The organism is Curvibacter sp. APW13, assembly GCF_032337135.1.
Lineage (GTDB): Bacteria > Pseudomonadota > Gammaproteobacteria > Burkholderiales > Burkholderiaceae_C > Allorhodoferax.
The window spans coordinates 134,356-160,210 of sequence record NZ_JAVXZZ010000001.1; the positions used below are offsets into that span (position 1 = coordinate 134,356).

20 protein-coding genes are annotated in these 25,855 nt (G+C 62.2%); 9 read left to right on the plus strand and 11 right to left on the minus strand.

The window, feature by feature from the left end; genetic code table 11:
* Positions 1-9 precede the first annotated feature (9 nt).
* On the minus strand, positions 10-2,820 hold the full coding sequence (gene polA, locus RQP54_RS00585; protein ID WP_315676139.1) for a DNA polymerase I: 2,811 nt from the start codon (positions 2,818-2,820) through the stop codon (positions 10-12).
* A 246-nt stretch (positions 2,821-3,066) separates the two neighbouring features.
* Here polA and RQP54_RS00590 point away from each other — a divergent pair, with 246 nt between their 5' ends.
* The 3 genes from RQP54_RS00590 to RQP54_RS00600 are packed head-to-tail and all read left to right on the plus strand — an operon-like array spanning position 3,067 to position 5,583.
* Entirely contained in the window at positions 3,067-4,053 is a 987-nt protein-coding gene (locus tag RQP54_RS00590) for a homoserine kinase (protein WP_315676140.1), read from the plus strand.
* Positions 4,050-4,835 carry a BPSS1780 family membrane protein gene (locus RQP54_RS00595; protein WP_315676141.1) on the plus strand — a complete coding sequence of 262 codons (786 nt, stop codon included), beginning with the start codon at positions 4,050-4,052 and terminating at the stop codon, positions 4,833-4,835. The genes RQP54_RS00590 and RQP54_RS00595 overlap by 4 nt, the downstream gene beginning before the upstream one ends.
* Complete coding sequence (locus RQP54_RS00600; RefSeq protein WP_315676142.1) at positions 4,822-5,583, plus strand: iron dicitrate transport regulator FecR; 762 nt, start codon at positions 4,822-4,824, stop codon at positions 5,581-5,583. Before RQP54_RS00595 ends, RQP54_RS00600 begins: the two co-directional genes overlap by 14 nt.
* A gap of 70 nt (positions 5,584-5,653) precedes the next feature.
* Here the strand turns inward: RQP54_RS00600 and RQP54_RS00605 are convergent, their stop codons facing one another.
* The gene (locus tag RQP54_RS00605) at positions 5,654-7,597 is read right to left on the minus strand and encodes a PhoX family protein (protein ID WP_315676143.1); all 1,944 of its coding nucleotides are present in this window, start codon (positions 7,595-7,597) and stop codon (positions 5,654-5,656) included.
* Positions 7,598-7,724: 127 nt separating this feature from the next.
* Positions 7,725-8,420, minus strand: a complete 696-nt coding sequence (fabR, locus tag RQP54_RS00610) for an HTH-type transcriptional repressor FabR (RefSeq protein ID WP_315676144.1) — start codon at positions 8,418-8,420, stop codon at positions 7,725-7,727.
* 94 nt (positions 8,421-8,514) lie between these two features.
* Between fabR and RQP54_RS00615 the strand changes: the two genes are divergently transcribed.
* Both RQP54_RS00615 and RQP54_RS00620 read left to right on the plus strand, forming a co-directional pair.
* Positions 8,515-9,603 carry a ferredoxin reductase gene (locus tag RQP54_RS00615; RefSeq protein ID WP_315676145.1) on the plus strand — a complete coding sequence of 363 codons (1,089 nt, stop codon included), beginning with the start codon at positions 8,515-8,517 and terminating at the stop codon, positions 9,601-9,603.
* Positions 9,604-9,628: 25 nt separating this feature from the next.
* Complete coding sequence (locus RQP54_RS00620; protein ID WP_315676146.1) at positions 9,629-10,717, plus strand: acyl-CoA desaturase; 1,089 nt, start codon at positions 9,629-9,631, stop codon at positions 10,715-10,717.
* Between the two features lie 101 nt (positions 10,718-10,818).
* Here the strand turns inward: RQP54_RS00620 and RQP54_RS00625 are convergent, their stop codons facing one another.
* The 4 genes from RQP54_RS00625 to RQP54_RS00640 are packed head-to-tail and all read right to left on the minus strand — an operon-like array spanning position 10,819 to position 16,686.
* A complete protein-coding gene (locus RQP54_RS00625) occupies positions 10,819-11,238 on the minus strand; it encodes a hypothetical protein (RefSeq protein ID WP_315676147.1) in 420 nt (139 codons plus the stop codon).
* Positions 11,239-11,276: 38 nt separating this feature from the next.
* On the minus strand, positions 11,277-13,043 hold the full coding sequence (gene arsA / locus RQP54_RS00630) for an arsenical pump-driving ATPase (protein ID WP_315676148.1): 1,767 nt from the start codon (positions 13,041-13,043) through the stop codon (positions 11,277-11,279).
* A 31-nt stretch (positions 13,044-13,074) separates the two neighbouring features.
* Positions 13,075-13,500 carry an arsenate reductase (glutaredoxin) gene (arsC, locus tag RQP54_RS00635; RefSeq protein ID WP_315676149.1) on the minus strand — a complete coding sequence of 142 codons (426 nt, stop codon included), beginning with the start codon at positions 13,498-13,500 and terminating at the stop codon, positions 13,075-13,077.
* A gap of 57 nt (positions 13,501-13,557) precedes the next feature.
* Complete coding sequence (locus RQP54_RS00640; RefSeq protein WP_315676150.1) at positions 13,558-16,686, minus strand: EAL domain-containing protein; 3,129 nt, start codon at positions 16,684-16,686, stop codon at positions 13,558-13,560.
* Between the two features lie 165 nt (positions 16,687-16,851).
* On the opposite strand from RQP54_RS00640, the gene RQP54_RS00645 reads away from it, so the two are divergent.
* Entirely contained in the window at positions 16,852-17,481 is a 630-nt protein-coding gene (locus tag RQP54_RS00645; protein ID WP_315676152.1) for a LysE family translocator, read from the plus strand.
* Between the two features lie 92 nt (positions 17,482-17,573).
* Here the strand turns inward: RQP54_RS00645 and RQP54_RS00650 are convergent, their stop codons facing one another.
* From RQP54_RS00650 to RQP54_RS00665, 4 genes are read right to left on the minus strand one after another with little or no spacing between them, the layout of a single operon-like run.
* On the minus strand, positions 17,574-19,151 hold the full coding sequence (locus RQP54_RS00650) for an FAD-dependent monooxygenase (protein WP_315676153.1): 1,578 nt from the start codon (positions 19,149-19,151) through the stop codon (positions 17,574-17,576).
* A gap of 17 nt (positions 19,152-19,168) precedes the next feature.
* The gene (locus RQP54_RS00655) at positions 19,169-20,206 is read right to left on the minus strand and encodes an alcohol dehydrogenase catalytic domain-containing protein (protein ID WP_315677727.1); all 1,038 of its coding nucleotides are present in this window, start codon (positions 20,204-20,206) and stop codon (positions 19,169-19,171) included.
* Positions 20,206-21,165, minus strand: a complete 960-nt coding sequence (locus tag RQP54_RS00660) for a fumarylacetoacetate hydrolase family protein (RefSeq protein ID WP_315676155.1) — start codon at positions 21,163-21,165, stop codon at positions 20,206-20,208. Before RQP54_RS00660 ends, RQP54_RS00655 begins: the two co-directional genes overlap by 1 nt.
* 36 nt (positions 21,166-21,201) lie before the next feature.
* Complete coding sequence (locus tag RQP54_RS00665; RefSeq protein WP_315676157.1) at positions 21,202-22,353, minus strand: VOC family protein; 1,152 nt, start codon at positions 22,351-22,353, stop codon at positions 21,202-21,204.
* Positions 22,354-22,461: 108 nt separating this feature from the next.
* Between RQP54_RS00665 and RQP54_RS00670 the strand changes: the two genes are divergently transcribed.
* From RQP54_RS00670 to RQP54_RS00680, 3 genes are read left to right on the plus strand one after another with little or no spacing between them, the layout of a single operon-like run.
* The gene (locus RQP54_RS00670) at positions 22,462-23,145 is read left to right on the plus strand and encodes a TetR/AcrR family transcriptional regulator (RefSeq protein ID WP_315676159.1); all 684 of its coding nucleotides are present in this window, start codon (positions 22,462-22,464) and stop codon (positions 23,143-23,145) included.
* A gap of 21 nt (positions 23,146-23,166) precedes the next feature.
* Positions 23,167-25,101 carry an acyl-CoA synthetase gene (locus RQP54_RS00675; protein ID WP_315676160.1) on the plus strand — a complete coding sequence of 645 codons (1,935 nt, stop codon included), beginning with the start codon at positions 23,167-23,169 and terminating at the stop codon, positions 25,099-25,101.
* Entirely contained in the window at positions 25,098-25,844 is a 747-nt protein-coding gene (locus RQP54_RS00680; protein WP_315676162.1) for a chalcone isomerase family protein, read from the plus strand. Before RQP54_RS00675 ends, RQP54_RS00680 begins: the two co-directional genes overlap by 4 nt.
* Positions 25,845-25,855 lie beyond the last annotated feature (11 nt).

A 25,855-nucleotide genomic window follows, 5' to 3' on the forward strand; every position in this document is an offset into this window, starting at 1 on the left:
AAGGCGCAATCAGTGCGCCTTCTCCCAGTTGGCCCCAACGCCCACTTCAGCCACCAGCGGTACATTCAACGACGCCACCGAAGCCATCAGGCGCGGCACTTCGGTACGTACCCAATCCACTTCCGCTTGCGGTACCTCGAACACCAGTTCGTCATGCACCTGCATGATGACGCGGGTGGCCTTGCCCGCATCGTCGAGCGCCTTCTGCACCGCCACCATGGCCAGCTTGATCAGGTCGGCCGCGGTGCCCTGCATGGGCGCGTTGATGGCGGCACGCTCCAGCCCCGCCAGCAGCGCGCCCTTGGCGGTCTGGATGCCGGCCATCTGCAAGCGCCGGCCAAACACGGTTTCCACATAGCCTTGGGCACGGGCCGTGGCCCGGGTCGTTTCCATGTAGGTCTTCACGCCAGGGTAGCGCTCGAAATAGCGCGTGATGAAGTTCTTGGCCGCCGTGTTGTCTATCCCTAAGCTGCGTGCCAGACCAAAGGCACTCATGCCATAGATGAGCCCGAAGTTGATGACCTTGGCATAGCGGCGCTGTTCGCTGCTCACGGCATCCAACTCCAACCCGAACACCTCGGCCGCCGTGGCGCGGTGCACGTCGTGGCCTTCCCGGAAAGCACGCAGCAGGGCCTCGTCGCCACTGAGGTGCGCCATGATGCGCAGTTCGATCTGCGAGTAATCGGCGCTGGCGATGACGCTGCCCGCAGGGGCCACAAAGGCCTCGCGCACACGCCGGCCCTCGGCCGTGCGGATCGGAATGTTCTGCAGGTTCGGGTCGTTGCTCGACAGCCGCCCAGTCACGGCCACGGCCTGCGCGTAGTGGGTGTGCACGCGCCCGGTGCGCGGCAGGGCCAGTTGCGCCAGCTTGTCGGTGTAGGTGCCCTTGAGCTTGGAGAGGCTGCGGTGTTCCAGCAGCTTGGCGGGCAGTGGATAGTCTTCGGCCAGCTTTTCCAGTACTTCCTCGTCGGTGCTGCGCGCACCCGTGGCGGTTTTCTTGACCACGGGCATGCCCAGCTTGTCGAAGAAGATTTCGCCAAGCTGCTTCGGGCTGGCCAGGTTGAACGGCTGTCCGGCAATGGCATAGGCGTCCTGCTCCAGTTGCAATATCCGCTGCCCCAACTCGTGGCTTTGTGCGCTGAGCGTGGCGGCGTCGATGAGCACGCCATTGCGCTCGATGCGGTACAGCGCCTCGCTGCTGGCAACTTCGAGCTCGTAGATGAAGCGCAGCTTGGCGTCAAGCTCGATGCGCGGCCACAGTGCCAGGTGCACATCCAGCGTCATGTCGGCATCTTCGCAGGCGTACTGCGCCACGCGCTCGATGTCCACCTGGTCGATGGTGATCTGGTGCGCGCCCTTGCCGCACAGGTCTTCGAAGCTCAGCCCCTTGCGCCCCACATGGCGCTGTGCCAGGCTCTCCAGGCCATGGGGCTTGTGCACTTCGAGCACGTAGCTCTGCAGCATGGTGTCATGGGCGTAGCCGCGCACCTCGATGCCGTGGTTGGCAAACACATGGCGGTCGTACTTCACGTGCTGACCCAGCTTCGGCTTGTGCGGGTTTTCCAGCCAGGGCTTCAGGCGTGCCAGCACCTCGTCACGCGGCAACTGGGCCGGAGCGCCCGGGTAGCTGTGCGCCAACGGCAGGTAACTGGCTTGGCCCGGTAAGGTGCTAAAGGAGATGCCAACGATCTCGGCCCGCATCTCGTCCAGGTTATTGGTTTCGGTGTCGAGTGCCGTGAGGGCAGCGGCGTCGATCTGGGCCAGCAGCGCATCGAACGCTGCCCAGTCCAGCACGGTGGTGTACTGCACGGCTCCTCGCACACTCGACGTGGCCTCGGCACCGCCGAACAGGTCGTCGGTGGCGGGTTGCGGTACTGCAACCGCCCCCGGGGCCGCCGTGGTGTCGGCCGCTGGTGCCCCACCCGCTAGCTGCGACTCCACCGTCTTGGCCAAGCCCTTGAACCCATACTTCAAATAAAAATCGTGCTGAGCCCGCATATCCCCTGCGTGAGCAGCTACGGAATCCATAGCGGGCAAGCCATCCACCCACCCCGCCAGATCGCAGTCGGTCTTGATCCTCAGCAACTGCTGCCCGGTCGGTAGCCAGTCCAGTGCCTTGCGCAGGTTCTCGCCGGCCACGCCCTTGATGTTGGCTGCGTTGGCCACCACCCCCTGCAGCGAGCCGTACTCCGCCAGCCATTTGGCTGCTGTCTTGGGCCCGACCTTCTCCACGCCGGGGACGTTGTCCACGGTGTCGCCCACCAAGGTCTGGTAGTCCAGCATCAGGCTCGCGGGCACGCCGAACTCAGCCTGCACACCGGCCAAGTCGCGGCGCTTGCCGTTCATGGTGTCGATGATGACGATGCGCTCCGTCACCAGTTGGGCCAGGTCCTTGTCGCCGCTGCTGATGACCACGTCCATGCCCTGCTGCGCCGCCGTCACGGCCAGGGTGCCGATCACGTCGTCGGCTTCCACGCCCGGCACGTCCAGCACCTTCCAGCCCAGGTGGCGCACGATCTCGTGGATCGGGGCTATCTGGCTGCGCAGGTCGTCGGGCATGGGGTCGCGGTGCGCCTTGTACTGGGGGTAGATGGCATCGCGGAAGGTCGGCCCCTTGGCGTCGAACACGCAGGCTGCATAGGCAGCCGGGTATTCCTTGCGCAGGCTGTTCATCATGTTGATCATGATGCGGATGGCCCCGGTCTTCTGTACGGTGCCGTCGGGCAGCGTCGTGCTCATGTTGTCGCCGCCGGCAAAGAAGGCACGGTACAGGTAGCTGGAGCCATCGACCAGCAGCAGGGTATTTCGGGGATCGGTCATGGGGGTAGATTGTGCCCCCACGCTCCGCCGCTGCGCGGGTCGCTGCCCCCCAAGGGGACGTGATTGCGCTTGGGGCGGCCCGGCGCGCAATCCGTGCCCCCACGCTCCGCCGCTGCGCGGGTCGCTGCCCCCCAAGGGGGCATGATTGCGCTTGGGGCGGCCCGGCGCGCAATCGGTGCCCCGGCCCTACAATGCCCGGTTGCGCGCTGCACCCGGGCAGCCGCCCTTTTCCCAAAGTTGGTTTCCATGGCGGTCTACACAGAAGTCTCCTTCGACGAAGCACAAGCATTCCTGTCCAGCCTCAGGCTGGGCACCCTGCAGGAGATGAAACCCTGCTCTGGTGGCATCGAGAACACCAACTACTTCGTCACCACCGACGCCGGGGCCTACGTGCTGACGCTGTTCGAACGCCTGAGCTTCGAGCAGTTGCCGTTCTACCTGCGCCTCATGAAGCACCTGGCCGCCAATGGCATTCCCGTGCCCGACCCAGCGGCCAACGCCGATGGCGACGTGCTGCACCGCCTGCAGGGCAAACCTGCCGCCGTGGTGAACCGCCTGCGCGGTGGCAGTGAACTGTCCCCCACCGCTGCCCACTGCGCCACCGTGGGCGCCATGCTCGCCCGCATGCACCTGGCCGGACGCAGCTTCGAGATGCAGCAGCCCAACCTGCGTGCCCTGCCGTGGTGGAACGAAACCGTGCCCGTCGTGATGCCCTACCTCGAACCAGCCCAGGCCGAGCTGCTGCGCGCCGAACTGGCCTACCAGAACCATGTGGCCGAGCAATCCGCCTATGTGGCCCTGCCGCGCGGCCCCATCCATGCCGACCTGTTCCGCGACAACGTGATGTTTGCGCATGACCTCAGCGACGGCAAGGCGCCGGAACTGACCGGCTTCTTCGACTTCTACTTTGCTGGCTTGGACAGCTGGCTGTTCGACTTGGCCGTGTGCCTGAACGACTGGTGCATCGACCTGCCCACCGGCCGCCATGACCCGGAACGAGCCCGTGCCTTCGTGGCCGCCTACCAGCAGGTGCGCCCGCTGACAGCCGCCGAGCGCAGCCTGCTGCCGGCCCTGCTGCGTGCCGGTGCGCTGCGTTTCTGGCTCTCGCGCCTGTGGGACTTCTACCTGCCGCGCGACGCCGCGCTGCTCAAGCCCCACGATCCGACCCATTTCGAACGGGTGCTGCGCGAGCGCATCCAACACCCCCTGACCATGGCGGAGCTCGAAGCATGAAACTGCAACTGGTAAGCGCCAACCGCGGTTCGACCTGGGTACGCCAGGGCCTGCGCACCTTTATGCGCCAGCCGCTGGGCCTGATCGGCCTGTTCATGATGTTTGCCCTGCTGCTCATGGGACTGCATGTGCTGCCCACCCTGGGCACCGCCCTGGGGCTGGCGCTGGTACCAGGCTTCACGGCCGGTTTTGTGCGTGCCGCGCGCCGGGTCGAGGAAGGCAAGTTTCCCCTGCCGCACGAACTGGTGTATTGGGCCCGCTCGCGGGTGACGCGCCAACGCATGGCAGCCCTCGGTGGCCTGTACTTGCTGTCGATTGCGCTGCTGATGCTGGTGTCGGTGTTTGTCGACGGCGGCTCCCTGGCCCGTTTCTATGTGCTGGGCGGCACCCTGGACGAGGAAACCCTGCGCAACCCCGCCCTGCTCAATGCCGCGCTGCTCACCCTGGTGCTGTACCTGCCGGTATCGATGGCGTTCTGGCATGCCCCCATGCTGGTCGCCGACGAAGACATTGGCCCGGTCAAGGCGCTGTTCTTTAGCTTTGTGGCCTGCAAGCGCAATATCGGCGCGTTCACGGTGTACGGCCTGAGCTGGTCGCTGTTCTACATGGCCATCAGCATGCTGGCCTCGGCCGTGGCCGTGATGGTGGGCGGGCCGGAGGCCCTGCAATGGCTGCTCATGCCCATGACATTGGCCATGGCGGCACTGTTCTTTACCTCCATCCATTACAGTTACCGCGATTGCCTGGTACCACCTGAAGGAGAACTCCATGACGCAACATAGTTTGCAGGGACGCCACGACGACGAGGTCCTGTGGTTTCAGCGCCGCACGTTCCTGCAAGGGGCTGCTGCTTTCACGGCCATGGGCGGCTTCGGCGCAGCATTGGCCCAGGCCCGTTCCAACATCGTGGAGCTGCGCGGCGATGCACTGATCAACGGTCAGCGCCTGTCGAGCAACCAGACCATCCAGACCGGCGACACGCTGCAGACCGGTCCCCAATCGACCCTGACCTTTGTACTGGGCAACGCCGCGTTCCATGTGCGCCAAAACTCCAGTCTCACCCTGGAGCGGGGCCCCACACTCAGTGCGGTCAGCATCCTGCGCCTGCTCAGTGGCGCGGTCGGTAGCGCCTGGGGCAAAGGATCGCTGCGCCAGATCGTCACGCCGACACTGACCGCAGGCATCCGCGGCACCGGGGTCTACACCGAGATTTTCGGCGACCAGGGCGGCCGCAGTTACTTCTGCAACTGCTATGGCGTTGTGGACATGAGCGCGGGGCGTGACCAGGTCACGAGCGAATCGAGCTACCACCAGGCTTTCTGGGGCGAAGTGGCCCCCAAGGACGGACGCATGCTCACACCCGCCAAGGCCATCAACCACACCGACGAAGAAATTGAGTACCTGGCCAAGCTGATCGACCAGCGCACTGCGTGGCAGATCCTAGGCAAGAAGGGCGTCAAGGACGGCAAGGGCTACATGGAAGAAAAGCCCGGCCAAATGCACCCGGCCCAGACCATCGGCAAGTGGTGATCCTGCCGCCAGCAGCAGGCAAACAAAAACCGGGCGTCGCCCGGTTTTTTCATGGATGGGCGCACTCGGCCTATTTGCTGCCCACCGGCACGCCGGTCAGGTACCCAACGGCGGCACCGAAACGGTTCTTGTAGTTGGCCCGTACCAGCGGGTCCAGCGTAGCCTGCACCTTGCCATGCAGGTTTGGCAGCCAGTCCCCGGGGTGCTGGAAATTCGTCGTGATGTAGGTCCAGCCATTGAGGTCGTCCACCACGCCCAGTCCAGTCGCTTCTGCGCCCACCGGCATGGAGGCCAGGCGGCTGAGCTGCTTGGTGTCCACGTTGTAGGCCCAGACGAAGTTGTTGACGTGGGTGCTGCTGTCCTCGCCGATGAACAGTGTGCGCAGCTTTTCCGAGAACTTCAGGTTGTCCGGGTTGGCCACCTTGTCGGGGTTCGCGAGGTTGCCCAGGGCGTCGGGCGCGATGTCCTCGCCCAGCAGCAAGGCGCGGGTTCGCAGTGGCACCCATTCGCTTCGGATGTCGGCACCCGTGTGGTCCTTCACCGCACCACCGAGGTCATGTGCGAACACGCCACCCGCGATCAAGGCCTTGTCCAGGGCGATGTTGCTTTCGGCATTCCAGCCCTTCTTGCCCTTGACCATCGAGTCCTGGATGTTCTGCAGGGCAGAGTAGGCCACCTTGTCGCGGGCATTCACCGTCGTACCCTCCATCTTGGAAAAGCCCATGCTGCCGCCCATGAGGTAGGCGTAGCGGTGGGTTTCCAGGAAGGCCGCGGCCTTTTCCATGCCCGGCTTGAGCTTGACCCAGTTGACCGCACCGCCGTGGAAGATGCGGGTGAACGAAGCGTCCTGCGGATCGGTCTTGCGCACGTCCATGATGTCGGACGGCTTGAGCTTGTTGGCCAGCTTCTCGATCTCGTCGCTGCTGGCATGACCTAATCTGATCCAGCGCAGGCGGGCACCGGCGGCGCTCGTGTCCAGCGTCAGGGGGTCCTGCAGCTGGGCCACATACAAGGTTCCGGACGACAGGGTCTTCTCCTTGTCGGCCACGAAGAGGAACAGGCCGCCGTTGGTAGCGTCGTCGCCCATCAGTGCGGTGCGGTTGTCGGGCATGACCTGGATCAGCTCGTGCGAAATGCGGCCCAGGCAATAGTGCTTGACGATGGATCCGGTGCCATCGGGGTTCACGGTCACTTCCGGAAGGTGTCCGTAGTGGTAGGGGTTGGCCACGGTCTCGTCACCGAACAGGTTGCGGCTGAAGCTGCGGAACACCTTGTTCTCGGCGGCAAAGGGGGCATCCGGTTCGTACTCTTCGCTCGAAAGGTGGGTGCCCCAGGGCGACAGGCTGGAGCCGCAGGTGATCCACAGGCCCTGGGCCTGCGAGGTATCGACGTTGTGGTACTTCACCAGCGTGAGCTTGCCGGTGCTCACATCCTGGTCCAGCGTCAGCACGGCGATGCACGAGGGCAGCGTGCCATAGGTGTCAGCACCGGCCTGGTCGGCATTGGTGTATTCGAACTGCACCACGGCAAAGACGGGCTTGCCCTTGACACCAGGAACCTTGGCATTGGGCAACTGCAGCAGCGAGGTGCCGTCGGGACAGTCGGAAAAGAACTGGCGCTCCTTGCCCGGCACCGAACGGTCGATGATGGGGCGGTTGAAGATGTCCACGTAACCGCCGGCCAGTACCTTGCCGCCCTTGCCGTCGCTGACCATGTCACCGGTGATGAAGAAGGGCTCGTAGGCCAGGCGGTAGCTGCGGGTCGTGCCGTCGGGCAGCACCACTTCCAGGGCCGATTCGACGTGGGTGGTGGCCATGGCGGCGGCATTTGCCAGGCTGGGTGCTGCCATGGAGACAAATCGACTGCTTCCAGGCACGCCCGCGCCTGTTCCGGGTGCCGTGGCGCAGGCACCGAGCAGGCTGGTTGCGGCCAGACTCCCCAGAGGCAGCAAGGGGGCGCTGGCGGCAATGCGCAGGATGTTGCGTCGGGTGGTGCGGGGGGCGTATTCAGTCATGGGATTCACGGTGGATAGGAATAAAACCCGCATCCTAGGAACACCCTGTGACAGTTCTGTGAACCTTTTTTGACCCACCAACACTGGTCGCCGATGCGCTGGCGACGACCACGCGGTGGGTGACGCTTCAGTCGGCGTCCGCTGCGTCGGCCAGGGCCCGTGGCGCGTGCTCGCTGAGGTGCTGCGACCCGGTCAGGATCATGCGCACCATCACCACCAGTTGCTCGCCCACCCCCGGCCATTTGTCCGGTGGCAGGTCGATGGCGGTGGCACCCATGGCGAACACCAGCCGGGTAATGGCCTTGGCTGCCAGGGCCGGCTCGTACAGGGTGTTACCACTCACGCGTGCCAGTCGGATCAGGTCCAGCCGCAACTCGTCTTCGAAATAGTTCAGCTGGCGGTCCACCGCCTGCTTGAAGGCGTCTGAGCCCACCATGCCTTCGCGCAGCAGGATGTGCAGCAGCTTGTCGTCGCTGCCGAGCTGCGCCATGAATGCCTGCACCGAACTGCGCACCACGCTGCGGCGCATGCGCGCCGCCTGACGCGCGGCACCGATGATCTGGCGTAGGGACGAACCGGCGAGATCGATCAGTGCAACGGCCAGCTCATCCATGTCACGGAACTGGCGGTAAAAGCTGTTGGGCGCAATGCCCGCTTCACGCGCCACCTCGCGCAGGCTCAAGGAGGAGACACTGCGGTGCGGCCCCACGAGTTTGAGTGCGGCGGCGATTACATCCTCGCGCGAGATCACCGGCTTGCGCCCCACCGAGGGGGAAGCGTTGCTGGGGGTGGTGGATTCCGTCGTTTCCGGTGCAAGGGCCATGGGTAGAGATGATACCCAAATGAATTACTGCACACCTGTGCATATATGTGTGCCGATGAATGTATACTTGCGCCGTTTTCATTCTGGAGCGCCCGTGACCGCTGCCACTTCCCCTGCCCTGCACCGTGTACTGGCCCCACTGGTCGATCCCGCCACTTTCGATTTCTGGGTACAGAAGATCAACCCGCTGTGGAGCTGGGACCGTGTGCTCGCCCGCGTCGTCGAACTCCGCCGCGAGGCCGAGGATGCGGTGTCGCTGGTTCTGCAGCCCAATCGCCATTTCCGGGGCTTCCAGCCCGGCCAGCACCTCAACGTGTCCGCCGAACTGCAGGGCCGACGCACCACCCGCAGCTACAGTTTCACCCGCCCCCCTGCGGCCGACGGACAGTTGCACATCACGGTGAAGCACCTGGAATGCGGCAAGCTCAGCAGCCACTTATGCACGCAGGCCCGCGTGGGCGATGTGCTGGAGTTGAGCCAGGCGTTCGGCAGCATGACCCTGCCCAATCCCGCCGCCAACGACCTGTGCTTTTTGGCCGCCGGCAGCGGCATCACGCCCCTGATGGCGCTGACGCGCGCCTGGGCGCAGGCCGGCGCCAGTTCGGCCCTGAGCCTGCTGTACTGGGCGCGCACACGCGCCCAGATGTGCTTTGCCGAGGAACTGCAGAAGCTGGCCCAGCAGTGGCCCCAGCTGCAGTTGCAGCTGTTCACCACCCACGAGCGCGAAGGCATCCCCTGTGAAGAGCATGGCCTGCTGAGTTCAGAACTGCTGCAGCAGCATGTGCCCGACCTGCACCAGCGCCGAGTACTGGCCTGCGGCCCCGGCGGCTTCGTGCAGACCGCCCGCGCACTGTGCGACAAGGCACGGTCCTTCATGGGCGAAGGTTTCACTGCACCCGCCCTGGCACCAGACACCGCCGGACCCGCCACCGTGGAAGTCACACTGACCCAGAGCCAGCGCACGGTGACTGTGCCCACTGGCATGTCGCTGCTGGAAGCCCTGGAATCGGCCGGTCTGAACCCGGCCCATGGCTGCCGCATGGGCGTGTGCCACACCTGCACCTGTACCCGCACCGAGGGCATCACCCAAAGCCTGCAGACTGGTGCGCTGGAAACCGAAACCGGCATGGACGTGCGCCTGTGCGTGAGCCGCGCCCGCACCCCCCTGACCCTTGATCTGTAAGACACGAAGCACCATGCGCCTTTCCGTGAATCCCCAGCTGAGTCCCGAGCAACTGGCCGCCTTTGGCGCCGAAATCGATGCCCTGCGCGCGCGCACCGTGGCCGACCTGGGCCAGCGTGACGCCCGCTACATCCGCCGTGTATTCGCCGCCGTACGCTATTTCGAAGCCGCTGGCCGCATCACGCTCATGGCCAGCTTCTTCCTGCCTGCCGGCTGGCTGCTGCCGGCCTGGATGGTGGGTGTGCTGCTACTGGCGCTTTCCAAGATCCTGGACAACATGGAACTGGGCCACAACGTGATCCATGGCCAGTTCGACTGGATGGGAGACAGGCACCTCAACGGCAAGACCTTCGAGTGGGACATCGCGGGCACCAGTGCCAACTGGCGCAAGACGCACAACTACCGCCACCACACCTACACCAACGTGCACGGCATGGACGAGGACATCGGCTACGGCGTGCTGCGCCTGTTCCCGCAGCAGCGCTGGAACGCCGGTTACCTGCTGCAACCCCTGTACGCCGTGATCTTCGCCTTGCTGTTCGAGTGGGGTGTGGCCATGCAGGACGTGCGCCTGGGCCGCTGGTTCAAGGGCCGCATGACGGGCAAGCAACTGGCCGAACAGTTCGCCCCGGTCGGCCGCAAGATGCGCCGCCAGATCATCAAGGATTACCTGGTATTCCCCTTGCTGGCCGGCCCGGCCTGGCTGGCCGTGCTCAGCGGCAACGCGGTGGCCAATGTGCTGCGCAGCCTGTGGACCTACACCGTGATCTTCTGCGGCCACTTCACGACCGATGCCCAGACCTTCCCGAAAAGCGTGCTGCGCAATGAAAGCCGCGCCCACTGGTACCTGCGCCAGATCTTGGGGTCGAGCAACCTCTCGGGCGGCAAGCTGCTGCACATCCTGACCGGCAACCTGAGCCACCAGATCGAGCACCACCTGTTCCCCGACGTGCCGGCCAACCGCTACGGCGACATGGCCGTGGCCGTGCGCGACATCTGTGCACGCTATGGCGTGCATTACAACACCGGATCCATGGTGGGGCAGTTCAGCCAGGTGCTGTGGCGCATCCTGCGCCATGCGTTCCCCAGCCAGCCGCCACGCCAAGCCGCCTAAGCCAAGGCGCCCTGGAAGTCGGAAATTGCTACCATTTCAGTAGCAAATTACGTAATATACATGCGGGCCAGAGGCCTGTTTGGCATGTAAATCCGAACCCCTTACTTCTGCTGCGTGCAGGCGTTGCGCTCGTCGAGCAGCTTCTGCTGTTCGGTGCGCCATTGGGTCTGTTCCTGGAAGCTCAAGGTTCGCCCCTGGTAGCGTTTGTCCATGGCCTCGAACTGGCGCCGGTTGGCATCCAGGCAGCCATCGCGGCGCTGGGTCTGCGCCGCAGTGGGTGACGGGGTGTTGGCTTTGCGGCAGGCCTCATGGCGTTGCGCGACAGCCTGAAGCGCCTCGTGCATTTCCTTCGCCCAGACCTGATGCGCCGGTCCAGTGCCTTTGCCCGGTGAGCGTGCAGCGAATTCGCGCGTGACGGCATCCACTTCCGCATCAGCTCGGGCATCACATGCCGGCTGCGCCAAAGATGGAAAACCAAGCGCTGCGGCCCAGGCGAAAAGAGCAAAGTGTTTCACTGTCATGGCTGCATTATCCGCAGGAATCCCTTTGGACGGTAGTTTCACACCATGCCCTGTAGGGCAGCAACGCCCACCGGGGGCTGCGCCTGCCATGGCACCACAAAGCATCGCTGCGCCAGCCCGCCTTGTACCCGCTGCACCTGGGCGTACTCGCTGTGGAGCCGGGCTTGCAGCACCGGATCGTGCGTACCCGCAGCCAGCAGGCTCTTATTGATGACCCAGGCAAAGGGCTCGATGCGGGCACGGCGCAGGTCGGTCTGCAACTCTTCGGCCTGGGTCACGGGGGTGGTCTCGGGCAGAGTCACCAGTACCACTTTCGTGTAGTCGGGGTCTTGCAGGCGCATCAGCGGTGTCACCATGCTGGGACTTCCGTGGCCGGACAGCTCACGCACCATCTGGCGGTGGTAGGCGCCGGTGGCATCCATGAGCAGCAGCGAATGCCCGGTGGGCGCCGTATCCAGCACCACAAAAGCGCTGCGGGCTTCGGCCACCACGCGCGAGAACGCATGGAACACTGCCACTTCTTCGGTGCACGGCGAGCGCAAGTCCTCCAGCATGAGGGCCTGTTCCTGGGCGTCCAGCCCCTTGCCCTTGGTGGCCATGACCTTGTCGATGTAGCGCTGCGTTTCCACTGCCGGGTCAATGCGGTCCACCCGCAAGCCGGCCACCGCCCCTGCCAAGGTTTGGTCCAGGTGGGCGGCCGGGTCGGTGGTGGAGAGGTGCACGCTGTGGCCGCGCTGCACCAGTCCCAAGGCAAGTGCTGCCGCCACCGTGGTCTTGCCGACACCTCCCTTGCCCATCACCATGATCAGCCCGTGTCCGGTCCGGGCCAGCGCCTCGGTCAAGGCGCGCAGGCTCTGGTCCTTGTCCAAAGTATCCCAGGCTGGAACAGATGCGCCCTGCAACGGCAGGCTGTCGGTGCCGCCCAGCAAGGCCCGCAAGGCGGCCAGCCCCACGGTATCGAACGCCTTCAGGGAAATCTGGTCCAGCGGCAGCACCCGCAGCGGTGCGGGCATGGCCGCCAGGGCCTGTTCGCCCAGGGCCTGCAGGGCCTGTGCCACGGTATCGTCCGGGGCGCTGGCCTGGAACACCCCGTTGACCACCAGGCGCTGGTGCTGCAGCCCCAGTTCCAGCAGCTCGGTACTGGTGCGCGCCGCTTCGGCAATGGCCCCGGTGTCGGGGCGCACCACCAGCACGATGGTGGTCTGGGTGGCGTCGCTCAAAGCGTTCCAGGCGGCCTGAAAACGTGCTTCCTGCATCTTGAGGCCCGAGTGCGGCCCCAGGCACGAGGCGCCGCGGTCGTTGCCGGCCAGGAAGCCGCTCCAGGCCTTGGGCAGGCTCAGCAGGCGCAGCGTGTGGCCTGTGGGCGCGGTGTCGAACACCACGTGGTCCCACTGCGGGTCGGGGTCGGACAAGAGCGCAGCAAATTCATCAAAGGCAGCAATCTCGGTGGTGCAGGCGCCCGAGAGCTGCTCCCGCACCGTGGCCACGGCACCGGCCTCGGCGGTGGACGCCATCTGGGCAATGACACGCGCACGGTAGGCCTCGGCAGCAGCCTGGGGGTCGATGTTCAGCACGGACAAACCCGGTACGCCAGGCACGGGCGTCGCTGCGTTGCGCAGGGGCACATCCAGCATCTGGTCCAGGTTGGAGGCGGCATCGGTACTCACCAGCAGGACCCGCTTGCCCTGGTCAGCCAGATGGACGGCCACGGCCGTGGATACCGAGGTCTTGCCCACGCCGCCCTTGCCGGTGAAAAACAGGTAGCGGCTGGGGTCCTCCAGCAAGGCCAGCGGGAAGTGGTTCATGGTCATTCCTTGCTTGCTTAGACAGGTCCTGTCAGCGCAACCGCTGACCCTGCGCGTCGACCACGGCCTCACCGTCTTCCTTGGTGAAGGCACCTTGCTGGGGCCGTGGCAGGATGTCGAGCACGCGCTCACTGGGGCGGCACAGTTTCGTGCCAAGTGGCGTGACAACGATGGGGCGGTTGATGAGGATGGGGTGGGCCAACATGGCCTCGATGCGCTGGACGTCGGTGCAGCCCTCCGCCCCCAACCCCAGCGCGGTAAACAGGGCTTCCTTCTCGCGCATGATGGCGCGCACGCCCTCGCCGTTGGCGGCAATCAGCCGCTCCAGCGTGGCACGGTCGGGTGGGGTTTGCAGGTAGAGAATGACCTGCGGCTCTTCGCCGCTGTTGCGGATCATCGCGAGCGTGTTGCGCGAGGTGCCGCACTTGGGGTTGTGGTAGATCGTGGTAGCTGCCATGGGTACTCCAGGCGCCATTGTGACAAGCACGGGGGACAGTGCCCCTGCGGGCGGAAGTTACAGCGCTGCAGAGGCCGCCCAAGAACGGGCAAAGGCCTCGAAATCAGTCACCGACATGGGCTTTCCGAACAGATAGCCCTGGTAGGCATCGCATCCCGCCGCTCGCAGCACGTCGCGCTGCTCCGTTGTCTCGACCCCTTCTGCAATCACTTGCAGGCCCAGACTGTGACCTAACGCAATCACGGTCTTGGCGATAACCTCATCATTGGGGTCGATCAGCAAGTCCCGCACGAACGAGCGATCGATCTTGAGTTGTTCCAGCGGGAGGCTCTTGAGGTAGGAAAGGGACGAATACCCGGTGCCGAAGTCGTCCAGCGAGAAGTGCACGCCGTGTCCACGCAAAGCAGCCATCTTTGCAATGGCCGCTTCGGCGTTGTTCAGCAGCAAACCTTCGGTCAACTCGAGCTTGAGCCGCTCGGGATTGACACCGGTCTCGCGAATCAGCGACACCACGCCCTGCTCAAAGTCCGATGCAGCCATCTGCAACGCGCTGACGTTGACCGACAGCGCCAGTCCGCTCAGCGCGGTGTCAGATGCCCACCGGGCCAACTGCTCACAGGCGCCCCGCAACACCAGGTTGCCGATGGCGACGATCTGCCCGGTCTCCTCGGCCACGGGGATGAATTCCACCGGCGCTACCAAGCCGCGTTCCGGGTGCAACCAGCGCACCAACACTTCAGCACCGAACAGCGCTCCCGCGGAATCGATCTGCGGCTGGCAGTAGATGACAAACTCCTGGCGCTGGATGGCCCGGCGAATCTCCTCTTCGGTCTGTGCGCGCAGCTTGATGGCTTGCTGCATGGTCGGCTCGTAGAAGCAGATGCTGTTGCGCCCCGCACGCTTGGCCTGGTACATGGCCGTATCGGCCCGCTTGAGCAGCTCATCCACACCGAAGCGCGGCCCGGCAAAGATGCAGATGCCGATGCTGGGGGAGCACTGGTGCTGGTGTTGCGTCACTACCCCCTCTTCGGTCCGGGATGTGAGTTCGTAGCTTGCGTTGAGCGCATGCTGGATCTTGCGTGCAACCACCTGGGCCTGCATTACCCCGTCATCGCCCGACTCCAAGCCGCTGAGAATGACCACGAATTCGTCACCACCGAGACGGGCAACAGTATCGCCATCGCGCATGTGCCGCGTGAGACGCTGTCCAACTTCCTTGAGCAACTGGTCCCCCACGTCATGACCCAGGGTGTCATTCAACACCTTGAAGTTGTCCAGATCAATCAGCAGCAAAGCGCCACTCTTTCCACTGCGTGCATTTGCGGCCAGGGCCTGCTGTGCCCGGTCCAGCATCAGGCGCCGGTTGGGCAGTCCCGTCAGCGGATCGTAGAAGGCCAGGCTGGCAACCTCCTCTTCCGCCAGCTTGCGGGCCGTGGCATCTTCGTGGACCGAAATCCAGACCTGGCCATGCTCCGGGTGCAAGAAGCCGGAAACCACGGCGTGCGACCAGAACACCGTTCCATCCTTGCGCACATTGCGGACATCGCCTTCCCATCGTCCGGCATGGGCCAGCGCTTCCTGGACGCGCTGCTGGCTGGCTGGCGTATCGGGCACATCGGGGGCATTGAGCACACTCACGTGCTGGCCCAACAACTCGTTCTGCGCGTAACCGAACATCTGCTCGAGCTGCCGATTGGCGTACACGATGGTCAGGGTATCGGCCGTGGCGAGATGAATGCCCTCGGTCAGGTGGGCCAGCAGATCAGCCTGGATGGCCAGGTGCTTCTCGAAACGCTTGCGTTCGCTCACATCACGGGCAATGCCCAAGACGCCGATAAGCCGGCCCTGCGCATCGCGCATCGGGGTCTTGATGGTTTCAAAGATTCCCTGGTAGCCGCCGCGTGCAAACGTCAATGACTCCTCGTTGCGTCGGCCATGCTCTTCCTGCAAGGCCAGCCTATCGTTGTCCCGAAAGAAGTCGGCCAACTCGCGGGGCACGAAGTCGTAATCCGTCTTGCCCACAATGTCGGCCGCATCGGCACCAAAGAAGTCCTCAAAGCTGCGATTGCAGGCCAGGTAAACACCCTCGGAATTCTTGAGCCATACGAGATCCGGAATGGTGTTCAGTACCGATTTCAGTTGCGCCTGCTCCAAGGACAAGGCGGCCTGGCTCGATTGCAGAGCGGACTGCGTGGCCAGCAATTCATCATGCTCGCGCAGCAGCGTACTTTGCCTTGCCATCGCCAACATCACCACCAGCCCGGCACTGATGTCGGCAATGCGTTCGATGACTTCGGGCAACCCGCTCCAGTGGCGTGCCATCAAGACCGCGACCGCCGCCATGACCACGAATACCATCGGCAATTGGCGCAGAACACCTTCACAGAATCGCTCCCAGCGCACGGATCGGTTGACCGATTGGTCCCAGTGGGTCAGTCCATACGCCATCGCCAGGATGGCCACGGAAAAACTCACGTTGAACCAGGTTCCCGCCGCCGCGAGGCCATCCAGTGCGAGGAAGTTCCAACGCATCCAGATCAGCGCTGTCGCCAGCAATCCTGCAAACAAGCTCAGCAATGCGCCAGACACCCGCCACCGGTTGGTCAAAGCCGTCGTCACCAGCGTGGCCACTGCTGCGAACAACACGGCGGGGTAGGCAATGAGGGTCAGCAAGGCAGCCGGTTCGGTGTCGCCGCGCTTGGGAAGGTACACCACCAGCACCAACGCCGTCAGCGCTGCCGTGAACAAGGCCGCATCCAGCAGCGGAACTGCAACCCGTAGCCCCCTGGTACCGGGGCGTCGCAACGCACGCACACAGGCGATGACAAAGCAAGGTCCCAGTGCCAGATACAGGGCATCTGCTGGCGCAGGGAAAGCCACATAGCCTATCCAGACCTGGACATCCCACGCGATCTGGCCACAGGCATACGCCGTGGCGCCACAGGCCATCCAGAAATGCAGGTCCCGGTGGGGTCCGGCGGCCGCCCGCTGCCAAGCCAGCCAGGCCAGTCCGGCAGTCGCCACGGTAGCACTGGTCCAATGCAGGTTGTCAAAAAAATTGACCCACGCAGGGTCTTGCGCCGCCCGGATACCTACCGCCCCGAGCAGCACACCGACAACACCCACAAACCAGCAGACACGCTGGGGGACAGTCAATGGCACGGCACCGGAGGGTACGGGAGTCATGGGCGAAGCATGGTGGACAGCAAGGTTCATTATCGGCATGCGCAGCCTGTCGCGCCATACCCTGTGCCGAATGCGTAACCATGGGATGCACGGGCCTGGTCGGGCTGGGAGGGCTGGCAGGTGGCATCTGTTAGCCTATCGGTCTCGCTCCACCATCACGCCACCATGACTCTCTCCACCCTCTGGCTCTTCGTCGTCATGACCTTCTTCGTCTCGGCCACCCCCGGACCCAACATGCTGCTCATCATGAGCATTGCCGCGCGTTCTGGCCTGCGCGTGGCCGTGGCCGGCATGGCCGGGTGCATGACCGCACTGATGCTCATGATGGGTATCTCCGCCGCGGGATTGGGTGCCTTGCTGCAGGCCTTTCCCACCGTATTCGAAGCCCTGCGCCTGATGGGAGCCGCCTATCTGGCCTACCTGGGTGTGCAGGTGTGGCGATCGCCGGTCAGCGACAGCGCCGCCGCGCAACAGGCCCCCTTGGCGACCGCAGTCAGCACGGCGGCCATCTACCGCCAGGGCTTTCTGGTGGCGGCAAGCAACCCCAAGGCCATCCTGTTCGCAGCCGCCTTCTTTCCGCAGTTCATCAACCTTGATGCAGCCAAGTTGCCCCAGTTCGCCATCCTGCTCACCACCTTCGCCGTGATCGAGATCAGCTGGTACTTCATCTACGCCGCCTCGGGCAAGCGCTTGTCGGCCTACCTGCAGCGCCCCACCATCCTGCGCGCCTTCAACCGCGCCACGGGCGGTGTGTTTGTGGGCTTTGCGGCGCTGATGGCGTTTGCCAAGGAGTAGAGAGGGTCTGTCGCTCAACGCGAAGGGGGCTGCCGCGCCCCGTGCGTCTTCTTGGGTTCAATGCGTAAACCGGAGAGTTTGCCACCGGCCTCTCAAGCCGCATGGAGCGCAGTCAAAGACTGTTCCACCAGCTGCCGCCCTTGTGTAGCGGGTGCATCGCAGATGACCGCACAATCGGGTCGAACCGTGACCAAATGATTGAGTGGCACCTTGGTACCGACCCAATCGCCCGATGCATCCTCGTAAGCGCCGACTTCGAAACGACCGCGTGGGTGGATGGTGAGCAACTGCCCGCCATGGGCCAACCAACGCTCTATGCAGTCCAAAGGAAGGCAGGCACGCGGATCGATGCCAAACCCGACCAATGTGAGCTGACCGCGCAAGGCACTGTCGCTCAGTTGCGCAGGGGCCGAGGATTTTTCAAAGCGAATCCATCCTTGTGGAAATAATCCACCGCGAACCAGCGTACCTGATGCCCGTCCAGGCACCAGCGCACCACGCAAAAATACATGCGGAGGCTTGATTTCCGCAGTTTCGAGGTATCGGCGAAGGCGTGGAATCTGCCGCATGAGAAGTACCAACCCGTGTGCAAACCAGGCCAAAGCCTTGTTGCGGGGCATGACCAGCTTGCCCATCAATTTGGCCACGTCAATCATGGCCTGTGCATGGGGCCTGCGCTCGGGATCGTAGGTTTGGAGCAAGGCCGGGTGGGACCAGCCTTTGCAAACCGCCACCAGCTTCCAGGACAGGTTGGCGGCGTCGCGAAGGCCTGCGACCAAACCCTGTCCAACAAAGGGAGGGGTGATGTGGGCCGCATCACCCACGAGAAATACCCTGCCTTTGCTGAATGTGTCGGCCACACGGGCGTGGAAGCGATAAACCGCCACACGCTCAATTTCACTTTTGCCGTCCGGATCCCAGGGCTTCAGCAGATCGCGAATGACCTCTGGCTTTTCCATCTGTTCCCGGCTCTCCCCTGGCTGCAGCTTGAACTCCCAACGCTGCCGCCCACCCGGTGCGGGCATGTGCGGTGCTGGTCGACCAGGATCACAGATGAACTCAATGTGGTCGATCGGTTTCGGGGCATTCTTCACGTCCACCACCAACCAATCCTCGACGTACGTCTCGCCTTTAAAGTCAAGCCCGAGCAAACGACGGATGGTGGAACCCGCACCATCGGCTCCGACCAGGTACCGGGCAGTCATCTCTTCGCTGTCTCCTTCAGCATTGCGGATTTGGGCGCGGATACCTTCGGACTCTTGCGCAAACGACACGAGTTCGCAGCCCAGCCGCACTTGTACATTCAGCAATCTGGCGATCTGTGCGCGCAGTCGCATCTCCAACTCGGGTTGAAAGAATGTGACCAGGCGCGGGTGACCATCCATGGCGCCGGACACGGCGATGCGGTTGTAGCGCCCCAGCAAGGGCGAATGCATGTTGACCTCGGGAATGGCGATGGTCTCGAAGCTGCCCTCTGCAAGACCAGCCATCTGCAGAATGCGCAAGGCCTCGTTGTCGAGCGCAATCGCACGCGGTGCCTCAAATATCTTGGTGGCCTTGTCGATCGCACACACCTTGAGGCCTTGTTGGCCCAGTAGGCAGGCCAGTGCAGCCCCGACGGGCCCCAAGCCGTTGATAAGCACGTCATACCGTTCGTCTTTGCCAAGCATGCTGTTTCCTTGGAGTTTTAGTGAGTGTTGAAAGTGAGAATTGCTCTGCCGCGCTTTTGTTGCGCCACATGCACAAATGCCGCTTGTGCATCGGTTACAGGACAGCTGATTCCAATGGGCAGATCAATGGTGTCGGTACGCAAAAGACCATTCAATGCCAGCAAGGCCTGCGCATCGGGTCGGAATACCGTCCAGCGGTACACCGCAGTGGGACTGCACTGCCGAACCAGCTGACGCACCTCGCGTTGTGCTCTGACAATGCGCCACGCACCGCGCAACCACCCGTATTGGTCCAGACTCGCAAGCAATGGATGGGTGGTACTGGCCATGCCCAACGCACGTGCGTTGAGCTTCGTTGCCAGCACCCGTTCATCCGTCCAGTTGGCAAAGTTGAGCACAGCATCGTAGACCGCCTCAAGGTCATGCAAAGTTTGCGAGGTTCGGTCGTAGACCTCACTGGCACCGGCTGCAAAACATTGTTCTATGGCTGGTGTACTACACACCGCGGTGGTGATTGCTCCCCAACCGCGCAGGATCTGCAAGGCCAGCAATCCCAGACCACCAGATGCGCCATGCACCAGGATACGACGCCCTTTTGCACCGTGCTCTTCAATGCCGGCATCGCGCAACGCTCTCCACATCGTGCAAAAGTTGTAGGGCAGTGCGGCCAGCACCGCGTCCGGCACCGAATGTGGCGCAAAGAAAAGCTGATTGGTCGGAACGACAACGTGGCTGGCATGGGTGCCCACGGCCCCTGTGTCCAAGACACCCCATACCCGCTGCCCCACTGCAAACTCACGAACTCCCGAGCCCACATCCGCAACCACACCGGCAAAATCATTGCCCAACACGCGTGGCATGCCAGTAGCGCCTTTCAGGCGCAGCAAACGTGCGCCATAGCCGGCAGCACGCTTTGTGTCGATGGGATTCACCGATGCAGCCCGTACCTGAACAAGAACCTCGTGCGCCGAAGGGCGGGGCAAACCACCGAGTGGACGCCATTCCAAAGCGAATCCGCCTGCATTGGCTGTGCAGAAAAGCCCGTGGTACGGCATCACGCCCCCACGATCTTGTTCACCTGCTCACCCAGGTCAATCAAGCCATCGTCTGTGCGAATCGCGAGCCGAAGCTCATCTCCAGGTTGCAGGTAAGCAGGGTTCTTCTGTCCAGCATTGATGAATGCCTGCCACTTGGCCTGATCGGACAGAAAGTGCTTGGCAATCCAAGCAATGGCTTTGGAAGGGGCCCGCGCCGCGCACCCGGCCGGTGTTCCGGTGGCAATCACGTCCCCTGCTTGCAGATCATGCATGCCGGAAAACTCCGTCAAGGTGGCCGCAGGCTGGTGGATCATCTCACCGCACATTGCATTCTGGCGCACAACCCCGTTGACCTTCAGCGTCATGTGCAGTTCGGGCCAGCGCTTCCACTCGGCCGCACTGAGCAGTACCAGAAATGGGCCTGCCGGCCCGAAGGTGCGGTAACTTTTTCCCTTGTAAAACTGGGTCTGTGGCAGCTGAACGTCCCTGGCGGAGATGTCGTTGATGATGGTGACACCACACAGGTATTCGTGCAGTGCATTTGCATTGACGGTCTGCGGGCTGTTGATATCGCGCGCCAAGACGACACCCAGTTCGATTTCATAGTCCAGCAATCGCACGTGCGATGGGCGCACGATGGCGTCATGGGCTCCACACAAACTGGAGGATGCCTTGGTGAAGAGGGTATTGAATGGGAACTGGCGCAGGTCCAGTCCGGATTCACGGACGTGACTTTCGTAGTTAATGCCCTGGCACAGAAATTGTTGCTGTACTGTGATCGGAGACAAGACCCGAACACCCTGCAAGGCAATGCTGCCCTTCGCTTGTTCTGCCTCACGTATGTCTACCTGCCCTTGCAGCAGCAACTCACGCGTGGATTGGTAAATGCCCCGCAGGGGTGCAATAGCGTCGCTATGGACGACACCCCATTGAGCAGGTCCACCTTCGGTGCTGTAACGAACGATTTTTGTTGCCATGTTTGCTCCAATGAAATGCGTAAGGATTAATTCGACTCAAAGCCAAGGACGTGCCGGTTGATCGGTTGCTGCGGCCATGGCTTTGAGTTTGTCCAGTGAATAGACGCGCCGACGTACCAGCTGGATAGCGCGCCAGAGCATGCCCAATGACTTTTGCGGAAAGATCTCCCTTGGCGCGTCATCTCCCCATGCCCAAATGCTGCCGGGCGCGAATGGGACATAGTGCGTTGGTCGGTCTGCGGTGAAGACATCACCATCGGTGTAATGCTCAAACTGGTGCTTGTCATGGTCGGACCAGTAGTCGAACAACTGGCTGCCCAGAACATGGCGCCCAATGCCCCAGAAGTGCTCATGGCCCGCAGCCCGCATGACCTGCTGCCCCTGCCCCAGGGCATCGAGATCGGCGACCTCATAAGCACTGTGTTCGTAATCGGCCTTCAATCCTGAGGCAATCACCACGGTGTGGTGGTCCACGGGTGTCCCACCCTTGTCCAGCCTGAAGAACGCCAGTAATGGGGATCCGTCCGGCAAGTACTGCACATCCGAGGGAATCAGTCCCAGATGGCTCATGTACCACTGCGCCATCTCGGCAAAACGCGGCGTCTGCAGCACGTAGTGCCCCAAGCGACCGACCGTGGCCGGTTCGATGGGTGTGCGTACGGTGGCGTTTATGCGATTGGCATGGTGGAAGGTATTGCCATTCGCCGGCACGGCCTCGCGCACTGGCTTGACGTCAACACGTGCTTGCGGTGCGATTAACCACACTGCAAACCCTTCCGGGTCGATGCATTCAATGCCCGAACCGCCCCCCGGCAGCTCGTCCGAACCCAATGCGCGTCCAGCCGTACGACGCAGCAGGTCTTGCCAATCCACATCCGCATCCACTTCAAACGCTGCTCCAAGAAACCGAGGCTTGGCCGACTTGGTAGCAACAATCGCGACAGGAGAACCATCGGCCGTCCCCATGCACAACCGCATCGGCGTGGACTCCACCACGCGCAGACCGAAGTCACTCCAGAAATTTCTGCACTGGTCCAGGTCAGGCTTTCCAAACCGCAAAAACGCCAATCGACTTGCCTTCACCAACGGCTGCGGCCGCTCCAGTTTCTGCACATGCGAAGGTCGCTGTTCCTCGGGGTATTCAATCGGAACGGCAAGTTTGAGGTCAGAGTGCATGGTGTAGCCCATCCTTGTGGCAAAGTAGATTAAATGACTGTTATGTCATTATGACGATATTATCTATTACAATCCGAGACAACGTCAACAACCCCAACATCCCCGGACAAGGAGAGCCCCATGAATGACATCGATCACCGCACCCGTGTGGCAGCGGAAAAGCGCGAAAAGATGCGTCGGAAGCTAGTGGAGTGCGCAATGGTTGTCTTCTCGCGCAAAGGTGTGGAGGCCGCAGTGGTCGACGAGGTCATTGCGTTGGCAGAAGTCTCCCGTGGCACCTTTTACAACTACTTCAAGTCGAACGAAGAGTTGCTCGTAGCCGTGGTGCAGGAGATGGGCCACGAACTCTTCTGGTTGATCGAGCAGGTAGTGGGGACTACCAAGAATCCGTTGGAACGCGTATGCGCAGCATTGCGGCTAACCATGCACACGGCCCGTCGCTACCCCCGTTTCGGGAACTTTTTCTTACGCAGCAATGTCGCAGTCACACCCTCCAGCTCACTGGCGCATCAATTCCTGGAGCGCGACATCGGCGAAGCCATGCACCTTGGAAAACTGAAGGGTGCGGACAAGATGGATGTCGCCATTGACTTCATCGTGGGCGCTACGCTTGGTGGTGTGCAGTCTCTCTTGACTCGGAATGACCATAACGACTCCTATCCAGAGGAAATCGCGTTCCACATTCTGCTGGGCTTGGGGGTCACGGTCGCTGCGGCGCGTCGAATGGTGGATTTGCCCCTGCGTTACATCGACATTCCGCCCAACTCGCTGCTGGAGCGCAGCAATTCGCTCGCCAGCGAGTAAAGGCCCGCCCCAATGAACGCCATGAAATCTTCCATCACCACGCTGACAGACATTGTCGCAACCGAGCAGCAAGGCCCCTGCATACCCACCGGCATCAACAGCACCTATGACCTGTTGATGCGCGGTGCAGCACTGGGCTCAGACCGCCCTGCACTGTCCTTCTTCCTGCGTACCGAGGACCACACCCGGCCCCACACCTGGACCTACACGCACTGGAGTCAGGCTATCGTTCAGGCAGCAAACATGTTCCGCAGCCTGGGGGTGCAGCGCGACACAGTGATTGCCTACATACTGCCCAATCTGCCGGAAACCCATCTGACCATTTGGGGAGGCGAGACCGCCGGCATCGTCATGGCGATCAACCCGCTGCTGGAGCCGGCCATGATGTCGGAACTGCTCAAGGCCGCGAAACCCCGAATGCTGGTCACACTGGCGCCCACGCCAGGCACTGACATTTGGCAAAAAGTAGTGCAAGCCATCCACGGCGTTGACTCCCTGGAACGCGTCCTGACTGTCACCCCCCTGAAGTACCTCCCAGGCCCACTCTCTGGTGCACTGGCATGGATCCACCAACTGCGCACACCCCGGTGCATTGGCAAAGTGCGCGTGGATTCCATGGAGCGCGCATTGCGTCACCATCGTTCTGACCGATTGACCTTTGCCCCACCGAAACTGGACGACACAGCCTCATATTTCTGTACCGGAGGAACAACAGGGCTGCCGAAAATTGCCGTGCGCAGCCATCGCACCGAAGTGGCGAATGCCCTGCAGGTGGCCGCCGTATTTGGCGAAGACCTCTACGACAAGAACAGCAACCTGTTCTGTGGCTTGCCGCTCTTTCACGTCAATGCCCAGATCGGCACCGGACTGACGCCCTGGTCCGCTGGTGCCCATGTGATCCTGGGTACTCCGCAGGGATACCGCGCTCCGGGGTTGTTGCAACGCTTTTGGGAGATTGTTGCGCACCACCGCATCGTCACCTTTTCCGGGGTACCGACGGTGTATGCAGCACTGCTTCAATTTCCGCCAAAAGACAGCGACATCCGCACGGTCCGATTCGGCGTTTGCGGCGCAGCCCCCATGCCGATGGAGTTGTACCACCGCTTCCAGAAGGAGACTGGCATCAAGGTGATCGAAGGCTATGGGCTCACCGAGGGGGGATGCGTATCCAGTCTGAATCCGATACGTGGTGAAGCCAGATTTGGCAGTATCGGAATGCGTTTGCCATGGCAGCCGATGCGGATTGCCATCCTGGACGAGACCGGGCGATGGGTACGCGACGCCAAGACCGACGAATCCGGTGTCATCGCCATTCGCGGACCCAATCTCTTCAAGGGCTACCTCGATCATCAGCACAACCAAGGACTTTGGCTTTATGCACCTGAAGACACCCAGAAAGCGCAACCCTGGTTGAACACCGGAGACCTCGGCAGGGTCGATGGCGAAGGGTACTACTGGTTAACCGGGCGCAAGAAAGAACTCATTATCCGCGGCGGGCACAACATTGATCCCAAGCAGATAGAGGAAGCCCTGTCTTCCCACCCATGTGTCGCACTGGCTGCCGCAGTGGGGCGCCCCGATGCCTATTCGGGAGAAGTACCTGTTGCCTACGTGCAGTTGCGTCCGGGTCTGAGCGCCAGTTCGTCCGAGCTGCTGGCATATGCCACTGAAAAGCTCAGAGAGCGTGCGGCAGTCCCCAAGGAGGTGTGCATCCTGGATGCCCTGCCCGTGACAGCGATTGGCAAGATCTTCAAACCAGCGCTGATGCAAATCGAAATTTCCGCCGTGGTGCAGGACCAGGCAAAAAAGCTGGGCATACCTCTGCGCAACGTTCGGGTTGTCCTGGACCCAACCAAAGGCTTTGTCGCCTTTTGGTCGGTACAGGAAGGCGATTCCGCCGCTCTGGAACGTGCATTGGGCGAATTTACTTTTGCATGGATGAAAGAGTCACCATGAAACAACACCATGTGCTGCCAGGGTGGGCGACAGCCACCGCTCATAGTTCTTCCAATAGCAAAGAACTCAATAGTCAAAAAGCAAACCGTAGGAACAGTCCATCTCGTGCATTGATCGCATTGAATCCACCATCAGCATTGAATGACTTGAAACCGACTATGAAACTGAAGAAAAGACTCTTGGTTTGGTCAACACTGCTCGTGTTGTGCCTACAACCATCCGCCTATGCACTTGACATTGCCGGCATGAAGATTGATGACGATGCAGAGATAGAAAATTCACACCTGAAGCTAAACGGCGCAGGCATAGCCTACAAGGCGGTTTTCAAGGTCTACGTAGCTGCACTGTATACCTCTGGGAAAGTATCTTCTTTCGATGAAGTCATCAGCGTGCCAGGACCCAAAAGGGTTGCGCTAACGTTTATAAGAAATGTGGAGAGCGGCACACTCATCCGCATCCTGTCTCAAAGCATCCAAGACAACACCCAGAAGAGTGAGATGAGCAAGATCATTCCTGGCCTTATCCGACTCAGTGAGATGTTCAGTGCCAATAAAAACATCGCTGTGGGTGATGTAGTTACCGTGGACTGGATACCAGGCATGGGTACGGTAATTCGCGTGCAGGGCAAGCAACAAGGTGCCCCCATCAAGGACCCCGATTTTTTCCGAGCCCTGGTTTCTGTTTGGGTGGGCAATTTCCCGGCCGAATTTCATCTGAAGGATGCGCTGCTTGGCATTAAGTAAGCGAAGCTGAC